This window comes from Prevotella jejuni (assembly GCF_900187995.1).
GTDB lineage: Bacteria > Bacteroidota > Bacteroidia > Bacteroidales > Bacteroidaceae > Prevotella > Prevotella jejuni.
The window spans coordinates 29414-46791 of sequence record NZ_FZNZ01000025.1 but is presented as its reverse complement, the minus strand read 5'-3'; the positions used below and the strand labels follow the sequence as shown (position 1 = coordinate 46791).

Genomic DNA, 17378 nt, shown 5'->3' with positions numbered 1-17378 from the left:
TTACATTTCTGGGTAACTAATGCGTTTACATTCCCCTGCAAAACATTTTGCAAGTGAGGCTGTAGTTTGTTGGGCTGCAATCATTAAAGGACTGCGCTTACCATTTATTACTACATCTAACATTGGAATACCGAGAAGTTGCATTTTTAAATCTCGTGTGATATCAGATATTTCTAAGTTGCATTGAATGATATCTAACACTAATTGATCAACATAAGGGCGATAGGGTTCCATAATATCATCAGCAAGACAATAGGCGTTATACCTATTATGATGATGGATTCCTAAGGTTGGCAGCAAACCACTTCCTACTAATGCTCGTGCTATTATGGCACGAAGAATAGCATAACCATAATTTAAGAGGTTATTAGGAGGGACTCCTTCTCTGTCTCTTACAAAGTTCGGATATGTTGTAAAGACGTTTCTCCAATAATAAGCAGCAGCTCTTGCTTCAAGGTTATCAGGGTCTCCACTACGTACATCATTAGACCATACACGCATACAATTGGTTTCCTTATCTGTATTTGTCCGTAGCACATACTCTTGATTAAGGATTTTTTGTTTTATTGTCTGTTGCCAAAGCTGTTTCCGTAAAGGTAAAGACGCTTCTAACTGAGAGCGAAAGCGTTCATTTTGTGTAGTATTACCACATAGTGGCAGGAGTAATCCTACAGGCATACTCTTTTGGTTACAAGTGATGACTGCACAGTTGTTTTCAAGCAAAGTTTCCATAGCTCCAGAGGTTATGGTAATACGCCTGTTGTCAAGGATCACCACCCCGATATCTTCTATCGGGATGGTGCGCTCTGCTTCTTTTTTTATAGCCTCAGGCAATGTTTTGTTATTTTCTACTTCTGGTAGATGCAGAACTAATTGTGCATTTCGTAAACTTAAGTAGATTGGATTGCTGAAGCATAGAGTTTTCTTTATCATAGGCAATGAATTCTACTTTATAATCTTAAGTATGTTTCCTAACCGGTCTAATTCAAGTTTCCAACAGACAGCTTTAATCATTTTGCCAGTGATTGATTTCTGATTCTTTGATTGTGGACTGCCTATTCCATATTCGTTCTGGATTACTTCATGATTACAGAAGTTTTCTGCAATCTTTTTATCTACATTGTAAATGAGGTTAGAAACTCTATGAGGGATAAAGTTTGCTGTTGTTCCGCTAGAATCTACAAACTTATATATTTGTCCTGTTTTAATTTCATTTTCTTCGTCTGTTTTAGGTACATATACTAAATCATTTGGAGAAAGATGAAACTTCAATGGTATACCTTTTTCATTCGTATCTGGAACAGGAGACAATCCTTGTTTCAACCGTTCTATAACTTCATTTAATGGGATGGTACTGTATGAACGATTACCTTCTTTATCTTCGTAGATGGCAAAGTAAAGGTTTGTCCCTTTTTGAGCTTCAACAAACTTTGACGTTTTATTGCCCGTTTCACCTACTTGGTATTTAGCTCCCTTAGGTTCTGAGACTCTAACTTTCAGAATAGGTTGGTGTTGCTTACCATTGTTATATTCAGTGATATGCTTGTTCATTTCTGCTATTCCTTCTGGAGTAAAGGCAATGTTAGGATCATTGTCTTTTGTTTCGAGGTAGTTGCGAAGAATCTTTTGGATACCAGTATCGGTAATGGTAGCAATGCGCTTAGCATCAAATGATGTGTCTACAGATTTGCGTGTAGCGACCATAGGCTCCTTTTCGTTACTGAACTGCCATACGTCAACCTTGTATACAGATTTCATATTTAGACGATAGTTGATGCTTTTGAAATGTGCAAGTATTTGTTTCTTATTGAACTGTTTCGCTACTAATATGTTGATGTAGTCACGTAGTTCCTTGTTGCAGATAGCAGGAATCTTCTCAAGTGCATCCTTTAGTTTAACAGTAACTTTACGACGTAGATTCACTTGACCAAAAACAGTCTCTTTATGCATAGGCTTTCTTATAGCCCACATATCTTGCCCTTTCTGCTCTGCTATTCCTTTCTTGCCATTTTTATCATACTTCTCGTAATAGTTTGTAGCCTTGTTGATGACACGGATATAATTCTTAAAGCTTACTACGACATCCTCAAGAGCTGTACGTACATCTTGCGTGAAGGTCTCCCAAGGTTTTCGAATAATACGATTCTTATCACAAAGCTTCTTTCTCAAGTCTTCTCTCTTCTCTTGACTCTTGGCAGATTCATTATTGAGGTAGTTGATAATGTTATTTGACGCACAGGCTATGACGAGTGCATCCATAGCATGGTGGCGATGGTCTATACGCTTCTTGTTAAAACCTCTTTGTAGTTCCAAAGGTACTGATGTTTGGAATACTTTTTTTCCTTCTTTATTCTCCCAACGTCCAAAGTTCTCTGTATTGGTTAGTTTGTTAAGGCGTTCAAAACGAGGATAAACGATGCTATTCCATACATCATTCAGTCCCCAATCATGTTTTAGGCGGTCTGTTATGCCTCCTGAACATGCGATAACAAACTTAGATTTGGCTTCTTGTTCACCTTCTTCTCGTACAATATTAGACAGCAGTGCCATCACCTTTTTACTGATATATCTACTGTCATTCATTTGACGATTAAGGAATTCCTGTGGTATATCCTCTAATAAGAGGTTTTCCTTCTTACGTCTGTTGTTGGCATAATGCTCTGTTACAAAGTTATAATATTCCTTAGCATCAAGTATCTTTACATCGCCTACCATCGTACAATGCACAATCTCTCCACTATGTTTCTTGATGAATTCATAGCCTAACATATTACTCTTGAGCTGATTTACCTCAGCTTCACAGATGACCTTATTTGAGAATGAATCATCAAAATATCGACTTTGTGGAATGATATGTTCTATTTGGTAAGCTGATGTGAATAGTTTTGAAAGAGAAATAGGTTTACCTGTATAAGGGGAACAGTATTTCTGATCCAGCCAAAGTCTATATTTAAGTAGTTCTTTTGCTGAAGGTTGTGCCATTTGCGAAATCTTAGAAATCTCAGGATATTGGTCATCCTCTTTAGTTAATTCCTGTAAGGCACCTTCCTCGTATATTCGTAGGATTTCCTGCTGCATAGGTGAGTAAGGGCGTACATTCTCAAACTCTTTTGCATTCTTCAGTTCCATTAAGAGACTCTTAATGCGCAGGTTGGTATTCTCATTCTGTAGAATACTTTTAGACATACGTGCACGCTGGTCGGCAGTACTCTTCATACTCCTTCCCAGCTCTATATGAATCTCATCTATGTGTCCAGCTTCCTTCCAAATATCGTGAACTGTTCTGAGAGTTTCAAGGATACACTGCTCAACGATAGGATTACGTAGGGAATGCTGTTTGAACCCTTTGATATACGACATTAGATTTTCTGGCTTTGTCCACCGTTGTATATCTGTAGTTTCAGAGTGTCGTCCATATACAACATAGCAAGCTAACCATTCAGGAAGTCCCTGAAAATCGGATAATTGACTGAAAGTGCGACCCATTCGTTCTTTAATCTTCTCATCAATATCCCCATTTATGATGCTTTGAATTCTATTTCTTGTTTGTTCGCAAATGTCATCCTCATTCCACAGAGTTCCTATACGCATTACAGCCAATAGTTTCTTTATAGCTTTCTCCGAATAAGCACCATATTCCTTCTTAAATGGCTTTATCTTTAAGAAAGCATTTACAAAGTCTTCATTATCATTCAACTTTCTTAAAGCGCCTTCTGCTTCTTCCTTGGACTCAACAGAATAGAGAAGATGCCAGAGTCGGTAGAATCGTTCTTTATCATCTAACCAACTATGATCTATACCTGCTTTATCTAATGCAGCAAGTAGTTCGTGACGTGTCTCGTTGCATGGATATTTCTTCTCTTTGTCTTCAATATAGTTCCAGCGGATAGGAAATTCTTTTTCCATACCCATCTTGACTTTCTTTTGTTTGAAGAAATCTTTCAATAGAATTTCTTGATTAATTTCTTTTCTGTCGTTGAGATATATAAACAGTTTGGTGTAGTCTTCCATAGAAGACAAATACTCAGAGGTTATTTCTTTATCATTTGTTCTGTCAAAGAGGCGAAGATTGATTATGAATTGCCATAGTCGGAACTCCTGATAATATGGATTTGACTTTGCAATACATTTGATACCTTGTCGCTTAATTTCTCCAGTTTCTTTAATAACATATTCGTAATACTCGTATGGGCAGTCTGCTATCAGAGACTTCTTGCTTTTTAAGGGTCTTTGATAGAAAATCAGGTCTGTAATTAAAAGATATATCATATCCTTCTTCATCAAACTATCTTGATGAGCCTTGTTGTTTGGATATAACTCTTTGATACAGTTTACAAGCGTATTTAGGTCCTTTAGTTCCTTATGATGTTTTGATTGTTCACGCAGAATAGCTTCCAGTTCCTTCTTGTAGAACTTTCGTTCAATGGTACGGATAAAATTACCTCTGATTTTATCAGCAGGTTCAGAAAGTATATGATCGTAGATAAATTCTCCAACTGTCTTGCCTGAATCCTCTAAGCGACTTTCAGTTCGTTTCTTACGTAGTCCCCAATCATCTTCACTTGGTGCTCGGAAGGAACGTTTTACTTCTCCATTTTTGTCCTTTTTGATAGTAATACCATCTTTTTCATATTCTGTTGTAACTATAAACTGTCTGATTTTCCCAGTCCAATCATTTAGTTCTATCTTGCTTTGCCGACGATATATCCAGCCGTTCTCTAATGTAACATTATACCAAGTGTTACCTCCTTTTCCTTCTTCGGCAGCCTCAACACTAACAACTTTCAGTTCATAATATTCCTCGCGTTTAGTTGGATCCTCTTCTTCTTCCTCTCCACGTAGCTGATAGTATCCACGTTTCTGATTGAAATTGAGCAGTATCCAAGCTAATTCTTCTTTTTTGATAGCTTGTGTAAGTGCTTTCTTACGTAAGTAATAGAGTGTCCAATCCAGTGGAATCTTTCTCCCGTCAGCAACCAATCCTGGTTGACATTTTGCAAAATCAGCCATCATTTCATGGAAAGAATCCATAAAGAGGAAACGCATAGAACCATCCTCTTGTCTCTCCCATGCTAACTTAGGTTCCCCATTATCAAGGAACTTGCCATACGTTGTAGCTTCCTCTCGATTCCATCCAATGGCCTTTTCATAGTGTGAAGGTAAGAATCCCATGACGTGTAGTACTCTGTGTAAGCGTTCGCGTCTTTGTAGTACACGCTCTCTAATCCTTCTTATACCTCGGAATCCTGTTCGCGCAGCTGTTGGAGAGTCGGTTACTCCTTTATCAAAGTTACTGAGTGTGTCCTGACTCATTGGGATGATTCGACTACCAAGTTTAATCTCACGTACGTAGTTTCCGTCGTCATTAATGCAGACTTTAGCCCAACCAATACTATTGGTTCCCAAGTCTAATCCAAGAATTGTTCTCATTTTTTTTCTTGTTTTGTTTGGTTCTTAATTATATTCTTTATATATTTGCAGTAGATTTTCAAGCAAGTCACAATAAGGATTATTCCGTTGTGAAAACAAACAGGGCGGGGCAACTCGCTCTTTTTTCGTTTTATAGTGACAAAGTTATTATTAATTTTTCTAAAAAACAAGCATATTTTACATTTTTTATTACCTATGATTAAGAGAATAAACTTTGTCAGATAGAGATAGTATTATTGAGGTTCAGTGGAGATTTGTAGTGCTATTTATAAATGATATAAGACATTCATTGCATTGCAATTATTCTTAATTACAATGCAATGAGATCTCATCTGATTATTCCCACCTACGCCTTCTTACCAGACACAAGGGTGAAGATGATGAAGAGGCCTATAACGAAGATGAAGAGGAAGGAACCTAATGCACCCGCATAGATACGGCCGGTGTGGACCTCTAAGGCAAGACTCCAGAGCGACATGGGCTTGTTTTTTAGTGCGTCTGGCTGTTTTGCGAATGAAGAACCTTGGAAATAGGTGGCTATACATTCCTTGTTTGTGAAGTCAGAACTATAGCCAGAGATTGTCTGTTCGTCTGGAGCTGTACCCGGTATACCTGGAGTAGAGACCATAGCATCGTTGTAGTAAAGCACTGCATTACTCTTTCTATCCCAATAAAATAGGCCATCGAAGGAGCCTACAATCCATGCTTTGTTACTTGCATATTGCCAGACATTCTGTCCCATAACACTCACTGGGGGCGCTGTGGTGATTGGTGTTGGCTTTGACGAGAGGTTTCTAAGAGAATAGAAACCTTCTGACGTTGAGATAAGCCAGTCATGAACTTGCTCATCATAACGTATCATTCTCAGTTTGTCATTCCAAGGATTATCATTGTCTAAGGTTGTCCCAGGCAATGGCTTCGTACTGTTTGTGGCAAGGAGAATCATGAGTGGAGGACGTAAAGCCCATCCTGTTATTGCGATAAACAGTGTCAGGGCGAAGGTGTAATGCCCTATCTTTGTATGCCAAACGACCATTGATGTTGTTTTATGGCGAATCCAATACCATATACCCGTTACGCAAAGGATGATTAAGACAAGTCCAATCCCATCGACGATGAGTTTTCCTATTGTCCCAAACAGTGCACCGCTATGCAAAAGCCATATTTGACGGAACAATGACACCTTCCCTTCATTACCCTCAGCAGCCTGTAGTGTGAGACAAGTAAATTTCTTATAAGGAGCTGTAGCATAGTAGAGATGAGAGCGCGAAAGTACGATGAGCGTATCACCATGTGTCGTTATGTCGGTCAGAAGTTCGTCATCTTCTTGCTTTGGGAGGTCGACTGTTTGCCAAGATGCGTTCTTTCCCAGTTTATATAGGTTGATGACGCTAACCGCAAAGAGGTCATTCTTTGGAGTCTTAGCCATTCCTCGCATCTGTCGATAGTCCGCACCCGTAGGCAGTCCTTGGTTGTATTCTGTAAAGTTCGTAGCCGTTGTGTCAGTCTGGATGATGCCTGCAGCACCATATATGAACACCTTTTCATGGTTTTTATTATCTTTGTAACGTAATGTTCCACGTAGTAATCCGTTGTTCCATTGGCTGAATTCGTATTGACCGGGTAGTATCCCACGGCTTACATTGATATCTGCAAAGAGTTGACGATGGTTGAGTACAATACCAGAAAGGCAGAACATTACCAAGAAAAATGTAACGACAATTCCAACCCATTTATGGTGTTTGCGCCATGTTTTACGTTTCATATTTTGTTGTTCGTGATATGTTGTTTTTTTACTCAGTTCTAAAATGATGTACAAACTTACATAAAAATATTGTAATTTAAGCCTTTCTCGATCACATTTCTTTGTTTATATGTCTACAGAGGGGCGTGTAAATGAGTGTTATAACTTACCAGAAGTATTTAGCTTACGTATCAATTGAATATAAACCCTATCAGTTTGCCTAATTTCTTTTCATGAAAAAAAATATTTATTGTCGTGAAAAGAAATATTTATGTTCATGAAAATAATTCCTTGGAGACGGTCTTCTCATTTGGTTGTAATAGTTTGCTGCTTTCTTCCTCTTTGTCTTTTCCGTCTTTGATAGGGCGGTTTAAGGTAAGAAACCTTGCCTCAATACATAATTAAAAATCCCAATCAACAAGGCTTCACACAAGGTTAAGCAACTGTTAACTGGGGGATATGTGTTATAGACTGGGACTATCTTGCCTTATTTTCTCGTCACACGAACATATCTCATCACCTTCTTAACGACTATTCTCCGAAGGTCGTTGTCATTAAACTTGGTCTGGGTCAGTTCGAACTCATTGTTGTTAATAAATCTGACTTGAAGGTTCTTGCGTGTCTTACCATCTATCTTCATAAAGAATCCATCACGGCGAAAACCATACACTCCTGCGTCGTCGTCACGTTTCCACCTGCCATTGTCCTCTCTCTCTATAACACTCATGGTCCCATTACGGTAGAAGTCGAAGCGATGCAACTCATCATCGAGGTCGTCATCATCATGTCCAACGAGCGAGCGAAGGTCAACACGCTCACCAGTCTTGAAGTCTACTGGGAGAAACTTATAGTCATCATATCTGTCGATTATGAACCCCACCTTATATTCCTTGTGTGTTCTTGGATTACGCACGATAGCATAACTATCCTTATTGGTCAGTTCCCACGTTCCAACAATCCGTGTGTTGTTGGTTGGTGTGGCTGCTACTTGATGATTGTCCTTATTTGCGTCGTTGTTTGTTGCGTATGAACTGGAAAATGTAAACAGTCCACCTAATACTAAACCAGCGCACAAAGCGTGTTTAGAAGAAAAGATTTTTCTCATTGTTATATACTCATTTTTGGATTAATATGATACAAATATACGCAAACAAATTATAATATTGTTGATGAACCAGTGCCTTTTTAAGTGATTTTATAGATTTAGCTGACAGAATGATATCCAATTAACAGATTTCTTCAAATAGGTATGAAATCTGTTAGTTGGATGCTAAAGGAATAAGATAACTTTCTATTTCACAGGTTTATCGCCCATAGTGAAATCTATTTCAGGACCTGATATCAGTTGCTCATGTTCAAGATAATAATGTGGATAAGGCTGTCCGTTCATTGTTATATGCTGTATGAAACGGTTGTCTTTGTCGTTTTTATCTGCACGGAGAGTGATGGTCTTACCGTTCTCAAGGTGTACCTTAGCCACGTGGAAGTAAGGCGAACCAATCATGTATTGTGTGCTACCGGGACAAACAGGGTAGAAGCCGAGGGCAGAGAAGACATACCAAGCCGACGTCTGACCGTTATCTTCATCGCCACAATAGCCATCAGACTGTGCAGAATAGAGTCGGTCCATCACCTCACGCACCCAATATTGTGCCTTCCATGGCTGTCCGCTGTAGTCATAGAGGTAAATCATGTGTTGGATAGGTTGGTTTCCATGTGCGTAATTACCCATATTCATGATTTGCATCTCACGTATTTCGTGAATGGTGAAGCCGTAATAGCTATCGTCAAAGAGAGGTGGAAGTTGGAAGACACTATCCAACATTGCATTAAACTTGTCGTATCCTCCCATCAGCCGTGCCAGTCCTGCAGGGTCATGAAACACACTCCATGTGTAATGCCAGCTATTTCCCTCCGTGAAGGCATCGCCCCATTTGAAAGGATTAAATGGCGTTTGAAAACTGCCATCCTCGTTACGTCCACGCATCAGTCCTGTCTCCTTGTCGAAAACCTTCTGATAGTTCATTGCACGAAGGTTGTAGGGTTTGAGTTCCTTAGCACTCTTTCCGAGTTTTAATCCTAACTGATAGATGCACCAATCATCGTAAGCATACTCTAAAGTACGGGCAACGCTCTCGTTAATTCCCACGTTATAAGGTACATAACCTAAGCGGTTGTAATAGTCAAAGCCTTTGCGTCCAGTCGAACTAACGCTTGGATGTACGGCATTCGCACCATGAGTGACAGCTTTCCAAAGGGTCTCTATGTCATAACCTCGCAGTCCTTTGATGTAAGCATCAGCTACGACCGAGGCCGAGTTGTTGCCCACCATACAATCCCGATGCCCCGGACTTGCCCACTCTGGAAGGAATCCACTCTCCTTATAGGCATTGACTAAGCCTGCTTGCATCTTCTCATTTATTGATGGATAGACAAGGTTGAGCAATGGAAAGAGCGAACGGAAGGTGTCCCAGAAACCTGTGTCAGTAAAGAGATAACCTGATAGTACTTTGCCATTATAAGGACTATAATGGATAGGATTACCCTGTTCGTCAAGCTCATAGAACGTGCGTGGGAACAATACGGAGCGATAGAGGCAACTATAAAACGTGCGAAGATGGTCGATATTGTTGTCTTCCACTTCGATACGTCCTAATATGTTGTTCCATTCCTTTCTACCTTCTGCCTTCACCTCGTCAAAAGTCTTACCCTCAACTTCCTTAAGATTACGCAGTGCTTGTTCGTTACTAATAAACGATGAGGCTACCTGTACATTCACTTGTTCGCCTCGTTTCGTGTGGAACCCCACTACGGCCATAGCGTGATTGCAGGTAGAGACGGTCTTTCCATCAGACAGTTTCCCATCTTCAACACAGCCAATGTAGGTGAAGTCATGGTCGAAACGAAGTACGAAATAGTTCTTGAAACCATCTGGTACACCTCCGCTATTCTTCGTTGTATAGCCCACGATCGTACGCTTATCAGGCATAATCGTCACAGAAGAACCCTTGTCAAAGGCGTCAACAACAAAGTAGGCTGCTTCTGTCTGTGGGTAGGTGATGCGCATAGAAGCAGCCCGACTGGTAGGACTAATCTCTGCTGTGACATCATGGTCAGCCAGATACACCTTATAATAATAGGGTGTTGCTGTCTCTGCCTTGTGGGAGAACCAGCTTGCACGTCCTTCCTCGTTAAACACCTTTTTACCCACAACGGGCATGACAGCGAACTGTCCGTAGTCATTAATCCATGGGCTGGGTTGGTGAGTCTGCTTGATACCACGTATCTTATCGGCTCCGTAGGTGTAAGTCCACCCATCTCCCATCTTTCCTGTCTGTGGTGTCCAGAAGTTCATACCCCATGGTAAGGCGATGGCAGGATAGGTGTTGCCTGTAGAAAGCTCTGACTTTGAGGCCGATCCAACTAAAGGATTAACGTAGTCGACAGGGTTTTGCAACGCAAAAGCATGCCTGGCTGTTATAAATAGTAGAATAGATAATAGAATATAAGTTTGTTTCTTCATAATAAGAATGATGGAGTTTTATTGTAAACCATAAATAGCTTATAGTCCTAATGACTTGACATCACTAATGATGTGCAATATTTCCCAATAGTTCTCAGTCTTAAAACCTCTTTTGAGAATATCATCTTTGAAATGCAACTCTTGTTCTCGACATAGCAGTTTACCAATATATCCGAGTAAATCAAAGAGGTTATGTCCTCTAATATGTAGATAGGCATTATCTTCAGTTAGGCCTAACTGTTCATATCTCTTACTTTCGTTATCGAGATTAAGTTCCTCTATATAAGGCTTATGTTTATCTATTAACTCTGTAAAGCGTCCTGAGATATTGGCTAATAGTTGTTTCCCGCTATCTTCTAACTCCTTCCTATGGCATTGTTTGGGTAGACAACCATTAAACTCTTTGTCGGTTATCTCTTTGTCATCATGCTGCTTTGAGTGGAGCAAAATGAGTAAGGGTTTGTATAAGATATGAGATAGCTCAGAGAGAAAAAAGGAGAAATCAAAGTCTGATATAAGGCCAACAGTCTTGCAGTTAGCCTCCAATGAACTTTTTTCACAGAGGTGGTTCTCCCAGGAATAAGTGTATGTTTGTAAGACATAGTGCTTTGCGTCGATATTAGGTTGCTGAAGTAAATACCTATAATCGCTATCAATACAAATAAAGAATGTATCTGAAAGAAATGGTAAGAACTTTAGACATTGTTCACATCCATGTGTGTCATGCCCCTCTTTGCTCTTGCTGTAAGGTATATAAAGGTATTTTCCAGCATCACACTTTTGTAGTATTGTATCCCAGAAGAAGATATCTTCTTCATCTTCCAAGTGGGCGCAGGCTTTAATGGAGCGGTCTATAATTGGAAGATTCTTCCAATACTCGGCTTGAGACTTATAGATATTTGGATTTAGCATTTCCTTGTTATATCATCAAAATAAATGACTTTATCACCCCATCCATCCCCAAAGATACTCGGAGAATGGGTTGTGATGATGAATTGTGCTTGTGGGTTTAACTCCGTTAGGATATCTAATAGACGATATTGCCACGTGATATGCAAGGATATCTCTGGTTCATCCATAAGGATAACAGCTTTTTCTTCTTTTAGCAAGAATACGTTAAGGAGTATTAGTAGCAATTGTTTTTCCCCAGACGATAGTTGATTTACTTCTACTAAGTCTTCGTCTTGCTGAAAGACAAGTCTACTGTCTTGTATGTCTATCTTCTTATTAGTGTCTGCAAACAGCTTGTCGATAATGTCAAAGAAGCGTTGGATGCGCCCTTTGATGATGTCAGCTTCGTTTGGAAAGTCTATCATCCTCATTCTATAATTAAAGAAAGAGAATGCCTCTTTGTTCTGATAAATCACGTATTCTAATGCTTGTGTAAGTGCAGAACCTTTCTTTCTCTTGTCTAACTGGGCGTAATTATCTAAAGACCTAAGATATAGTAAGGTGCTACCCTCTAATCTGTCTGGTGAAGCATAGATGTGAGGAGCAGATGGACCATGCATTTGTTTCTGCGTAGAGGACGTGTAGTAGTTATAGATCTCATCCAAAAGAGTAGTTTTGCCGCAGCCATTGATACCAACAAGGATATTCATCTTTGGGTCTAAGTCTCGCAACTCAATATTGTACTTCCCCCAAAGATTGTTCAAAACGAACGACAAAATATATGATTTCTCAAGCATATCAAATTGAAATTAAAAACCTGTTACTACCTTGATTAAGTTACTACTATCATTAAGGCATCCTACTACAGAGAGATGATATACGCAAAATTAAGATGCTATCTTAACCTTTCTGTTTGCATATCACATCCTTTTGCAAAGTTATAGCTTAATTTCTAAAATAACAAATAACTACGATTAATTTCTGACGTGTTGGTTCAAATCGCACGAAAAGGCATTTGCTAACACTGCTTAACTTATTTTACAGCCGACTTCCATATCCATAATTCGCCCATCTGGAAGCGTACTAATAGTTTTGAACCAGCATCGGTCAGCATAATACCCTTGGTACCAGGTTGTAAGAGGAATACCTCTCCTTGGTTTAGTTGGTCGATGACAGTTGAGTCTTTGCGGCTTGTCTCATTAGGACGAGGGAGTATGTCGAGGTTGTTCGCATTGACTGCTCCGAAGCAAGAGCTGGTGAGTGTCACCTCGTTCACACGGTTACTAACGAAGCCTGCATCCCTTTTGTTGGCATTTTGTACAGCTTGGTTGCCTTTGTCAACTATCTCGGTAGGAATCGTTCTTACGCCGTGATAAACCTCTTTTTGAGGCTCTTCTTTTGCTTTGTTACATCCTGCAAAGATCAAGACGGTTAGTGCTAAGAATGTGTATAGATATTTTGTCATTTCCGTTTGGTTCTTTGTTCGTAACTACAAAAGTACGCTTTTACGTGCATACAGGCAAACGATTATGAATAAAAACGCTTGTTTAGCGTGATAGTACAACGCTACGTCCGTACTTTAAGGGCATGGTTCTTGCGAAAGTCGTGGATGATAAACCAACGAAAATACGGTGGAATAGATGGTACATTATTACTAATTATTTTTTATTTTACGTTGCTGTCATTTTTAACACTTCGTGTAACTTGTTATAGGTTAGGGTGTTAAATAGCCGTGATGTATGACAGTAATGACAGCAAATTTGGTTTTATGAAATTACCTTATTGGCGTTCTACAGAAAAGACAGACGCAACCAACTATTCATGCATGTTTCTTTTCGAAGCCTGAAAATTATCAGTTTTGTAGGTGAAAAGCACCTTAATGAAGGTGAGATATTTGTCTTTGTCCCGTTACTAAATATTCGTATTAGATTGATAAACAATTAATAAAATGCAAATATTAGGTTTTCTTAACGCTAATAAGTTGTTTTTATTACGAATGTTTCGTAGCTTTGCGGCATAAAACAAGCGTTGAGTGAATATGGAGAAACTAACTAAACAAGAAGAAGACGTGATGTTGCAGGTATGGCGGTTGGGTTGTTGCACAATCAAAGAGGTGTTGACACAACTGCAAGAGCCTAAGCCTCCCTATACAACGGTGGCTTCCATCATGAACAATCTGAAGCGTAAAGGGTATGTGGGTGCCGAACAGCAGGGACTGACCTACCATTTTATAGCGAAGATAAAACAGTCGGATTATAAGTCTGACTTCATGCACAGTTTTGTTGATAAGTATTTTAAGAATTCCTTTCGAGAGATGGTTTCATTCTTTGCAAAGGAGGATAAGATTTCTCCTGACGACTTGAAGGATATTATCGATGAGATAGAAAGAGGGAAGGAAGAATAGTTTAAGACCGTAGTCCCCTTTATCCTCGTATAGCAATCACCTAAAATATTGACAATTATGGCAATCTATTTATTAAAAGTCAACATGGCTCTTGCGTTGTTTTATGCGTTTTATAAGTTGATGTTCTCGACTGACACCTTTCTTTCATGGCGCAGACATGTCCTTAACAGCAGCTTTCTTATAGCGTTATGTCTGCCTCTGATAGATTTTTCTTCATGGCTAAGTGGCAATGACAAGATGGTTTCCATCACTAACGAATACGCTACTGTTGTTCTGCCAGTTGTGTCAGTCACATCAGAGAGTGGTGGCTTCTTCAATTGGGAACAGTTTGCTTGGGCTGTCTATGGCATAGTTGTGTGCGTTTTGTTCTTGCGTCTTTTATGGCAGATTGCGTCTATTATAAGGTTGAAGAACAGGTGTAAAACTATTTATATTGATGGTGTTGAGGTTTACTTGTTACGCAATGATGAGGGGCCATTCTCCTTCTTTAATTGGATATTCATCCATCTTGAACGGCACTCAAAGGCTGAGACAGACGAGATTATGACGCACGAACTGACCCATTGTAGGCAGTTTCATTCCATAGACATACTCTGTGCAGAACTGTTTTGTATGCTCTTTTGGTTTAATCCTTTCGTCTGGTTGCTGAAACGTGAGGTGCGATTAAATCTCGAATACCTTGCTGATAGGAGCGTGTTAGACAATGGTGTGAATAATAAGGAGTATCAGTACCATCTGCTCGGACTAACATATAGGAAGAATGTAGCTACGATTTCAAATAATTTCAATGTTTTACCAATTAAAAAAAGAATTAAAATGATGAACAAGAAGAAGACAAACAGCAGTATGCGTGTTAAGTATGTACTTTACGTACCAATGATTGTCATGTTACTTATTGTAAGTAATATTGACTCTATTGCACGCAGTGTAACAAACGTTACTGTGGACAATAAGGTTGCTCCAGTAAGTGTTTTACAGAAGCAAAAGAGCCCAGATAACGATCAGAAAGTCTATATTGTGGTATCAGAGATGCCAAAGTTTAATGGTAATCTCTACCAGTGGTTGGCGCAGAATATCAAGTATCCGGCAGAAGCAAGCCAGAAGCATCAGCAAGGAACAGTTATGATAAAGTTCGTCGTTGCGGCTGATGGTAGGGTCAGACAGGCTGAGATTATACGCGGTGCTTCCCCATCTCTTGACAAAGAGGCCATGCGCATCGTCTCTGTTATGCCTAAGTGGATCCCTGGTAAGCAAGATGGTAGGCCAGTTGCTGTCTATTACACGCTGCCAATCAAGTTTAAGCTTAGTAAGTAAGAAGGTGCTTGTTGCAGGGTGTTAGGTGTTAAGTGTTGGGTGTTGATGGCTTGTGTTGGTGGATGATGGGTGATGAGTGTTAGGTGTTGATGGCTTGTGTTGCGAGCGTTAAAGGCTGTGACAAGTCTGTTTTTCTTTACTCATAACCGATAAAATCACGGCAAACTTTGTCCCGTTAGGCGCTCCCCTCCCTTTCGGGGAGGGGCTGGGGGAGGGGTCACTGGGGCTGGGGGAGGGGTCTTTTTTCATCTTCCATGTCAACATTTTTCGCTCCCCTTGAACCAAACACACGCCCTTCTACGTTCAAGAAGATGCCTTTCTTGCTTCAAGAAGATGCCCTTCTTGCACATTGAAAACGCCCTTCTTGAGGCAAGAAGGGCGTCTTCTTCAACGCTGTCTGTAATGCGTTGATATGTTGTGGGTTATAGGCTTGGAGGTATGAGATGTTATACTCCTGTTTTGAAGGTGTTTAGCTTGATGCTATGTAATGATTTTTCGCAAGTCTACTGATTGGTCCAACGAATGAAGTGGGATGTCTGACACATCCTGTGGAACGTCAGTTGAAGCCTATTACTTACCTTGTTCTTATACCTGCGTCAGGCTTAGCAGGACAGCAGAGAGGCATGTGTAAAGAGGCAGTATGTTGTCAGAGCATGAACGGAACAGGGTGGGTTGGGTCGCTATCCATAAGTGGGACGAACGCACCCAACGACCGTCAGTCTACAAACCCACGTCATCTGTGCAACGAACTATTCGACAGGTGTCAGCTCTCCTGTACGTGAGTCGATGATGAAACCACGCACGACAATATCTTTCGGGATGAGAGGATGCTGCTGAACAGTAGCTACCGTACGTCGCACACTCGCCTCCGTATCATGGAAGCCGTCTAAGTATTCGTTGAGATTAACATGCTTGTTTGCCTCTTGAATAGCCTCGTCTGTTATGCCACGGTCGTGCATCAGATGGAGGAAATGGGCCGCATTCATGTGGCAAGCACCACAGCCAGAGTGATGGATAATCATAATCTCTTGGCAACCCAACTCATAGATAGCAACAAGGAGCGAACGAATAACAGCGTCGTATGGCGTAAGAATGGTTCCACCAGCAACCTTGATAATCTTTGCATCACCATTCCTCAGACCGAGCGCATTGGGGAGTAGCTTGGTCAGGCGGGTATCCATGCAACTAACAATGGCCAACTTCATGTCTGGTTGACCAGAGGTAATAAAAGGTTCGTAGCCTTTTACGGCCACAAACCTTTTGTTATAAGCAAGTATCTGTTCTATCATAAGTATATTTATTTTACTACTCTTCCACGATAATAGGTGTCGAAAGCGTCCTCCGCATAGCCATCTTTGAGTACTTTGAAGCTGCTACTGCTGGCGCCATTCACCTTTTTACCCATATAATAGACATCGAAGGCGTCCTTTCCATAACCCCATCCTAAGTCCTTGAAGCTGCTTGGGCTGTCGCTAATCTTCTCCCCATTGTAGAGAACAGCATTAGACGTTACAATGTAGCCTTCAGTGTAGTAGGGGTCGTAATCATCGTTAGGATTAACGGGATAGTCGCCTGGGTAGACTCTACCCGGTACTTTTAGGCGGAACGTCAGTGGGTCGACAAAAGGTAAAATCTGCCCTTCAAAATAGACGTTATACCTATCTTTCGCATACCCATAACCAAGATCAACGAAGGTGCGTGGGTCTATTCCCATCACAGGTTGACGACCATAAAACACCCCTTTCTTATTGAATGAGTAAGGACGTATCTGACGTGAAGACTGTGCAGAAGCACTGAGTGCGAAGGTAGCCATGAGGACTATGCAACTTAAACACAGTTGGCGATAGAAGTAATTGGTTTTCATAATCATTCTTTTTATTAGTTATTATCTTAGTTGTTATGCCACAAAGATAATAGGAAGATATTGTTCTCCTCGTGGAATAACCCTAAAAGCGTTTAGGGGAACACCTTTCTATGAGTGGGAAGTCCCGATGGTGACGCTTTGCAAACTTACTTTTGAAGATGCGCTCACACGTATGTCTTGAGTGGAACGGATGATGTTAACGCTTTGA

The 17378-nt window shown here is 40.3% G+C and carries 12 protein-coding genes; 2 read left to right on the top strand and 10 right to left on the bottom strand.

Features of this window, described 5'->3' with window-relative positions; translation table 11 throughout:
• From cas1 to CHB62_RS10140, 8 genes are all read right to left on the bottom strand, one after another.
• Positions 1-933, bottom strand: coding sequence for a type II CRISPR-associated endonuclease Cas1 (cas1, locus tag CHB62_RS10175; protein WP_089366754.1), 933 nt, complete (start codon positions 931-933; stop codon positions 1-3).
• Positions 934-945: 12 nt separating this feature from the next.
• Positions 946-5430, bottom strand: coding sequence for a type II CRISPR RNA-guided endonuclease Cas9 (cas9, locus tag CHB62_RS10170; protein WP_089366753.1), 4485 nt, complete (start codon positions 5428-5430; stop codon positions 946-948).
• 346 nt (positions 5431-5776) lie between these two features.
• Positions 5777-7195: a PepSY-associated TM helix domain-containing protein gene (locus CHB62_RS10165; RefSeq protein WP_089366752.1), complete on the bottom strand. Its 1419-nt coding sequence runs from the start codon at positions 7193-7195 to the stop codon at positions 5777-5779.
• Positions 7196-7661: 466 nt separating this feature from the next.
• Positions 7662-8279 carry a hypothetical protein gene (locus tag CHB62_RS10160; protein WP_089366751.1) on the bottom strand — a complete coding sequence of 206 codons (618 nt, stop codon included), beginning with the start codon at positions 8277-8279 and terminating at the stop codon, positions 7662-7664.
• Between the two features lie 186 nt (positions 8280-8465).
• Entirely contained in the window at positions 8466-10697 is a 2232-nt protein-coding gene (locus CHB62_RS10155) for a GH92 family glycosyl hydrolase (RefSeq protein ID WP_089366750.1), read from the bottom strand.
• A gap of 39 nt (positions 10698-10736) precedes the next feature.
• Positions 10737-11609 (bottom strand): DUF4435 domain-containing protein, encoded by an 873-nt coding sequence (locus tag CHB62_RS10150; RefSeq protein WP_089366749.1) that lies wholly within the window; start codon positions 11607-11609, stop codon positions 10737-10739.
• Positions 11603-12385, bottom strand: a complete 783-nt coding sequence (locus CHB62_RS10145) for an AAA family ATPase (RefSeq protein ID WP_089366748.1) — start codon at positions 12383-12385, stop codon at positions 11603-11605. Before CHB62_RS10145 ends, CHB62_RS10150 begins: the two co-directional genes overlap by 7 nt.
• Positions 12386-12621: 236 nt before the next feature.
• Positions 12622-13053: a hypothetical protein gene (locus CHB62_RS10140; protein WP_089366747.1), complete on the bottom strand. Its 432-nt coding sequence runs from the start codon at positions 13051-13053 to the stop codon at positions 12622-12624.
• Between the two features lie 573 nt (positions 13054-13626).
• Between CHB62_RS10140 and CHB62_RS10135 the strand changes: the two genes are divergently transcribed.
• Positions 13627-13992, top strand: coding sequence for a BlaI/MecI/CopY family transcriptional regulator (locus CHB62_RS10135; RefSeq protein WP_089366746.1), 366 nt, complete (start codon positions 13627-13629; stop codon positions 13990-13992).
• Positions 13993-14049: 57 nt separating this feature from the next.
• The gene (locus CHB62_RS10130; protein ID WP_089366745.1) at positions 14050-15306 is read left to right on the top strand and encodes a M56 family metallopeptidase; all 1257 of its coding nucleotides are present in this window, start codon (positions 14050-14052) and stop codon (positions 15304-15306) included.
• A gap of 749 nt (positions 15307-16055) precedes the next feature.
• Here the strand turns inward: CHB62_RS10130 and CHB62_RS10125 are convergent.
• Complete coding sequence (locus tag CHB62_RS10125) at positions 16056-16595, bottom strand: beta-class carbonic anhydrase (RefSeq protein WP_089366744.1); 540 nt, start codon at positions 16593-16595, stop codon at positions 16056-16058.
• Between the two features lie 8 nt (positions 16596-16603).
• Positions 16604-17170 (bottom strand): DKNYY domain-containing protein, encoded by a 567-nt coding sequence (locus CHB62_RS10120; protein ID WP_089366763.1) that lies wholly within the window; start codon positions 17168-17170, stop codon positions 16604-16606.
• Positions 17171-17378: the final 208 nt, after the last annotated feature.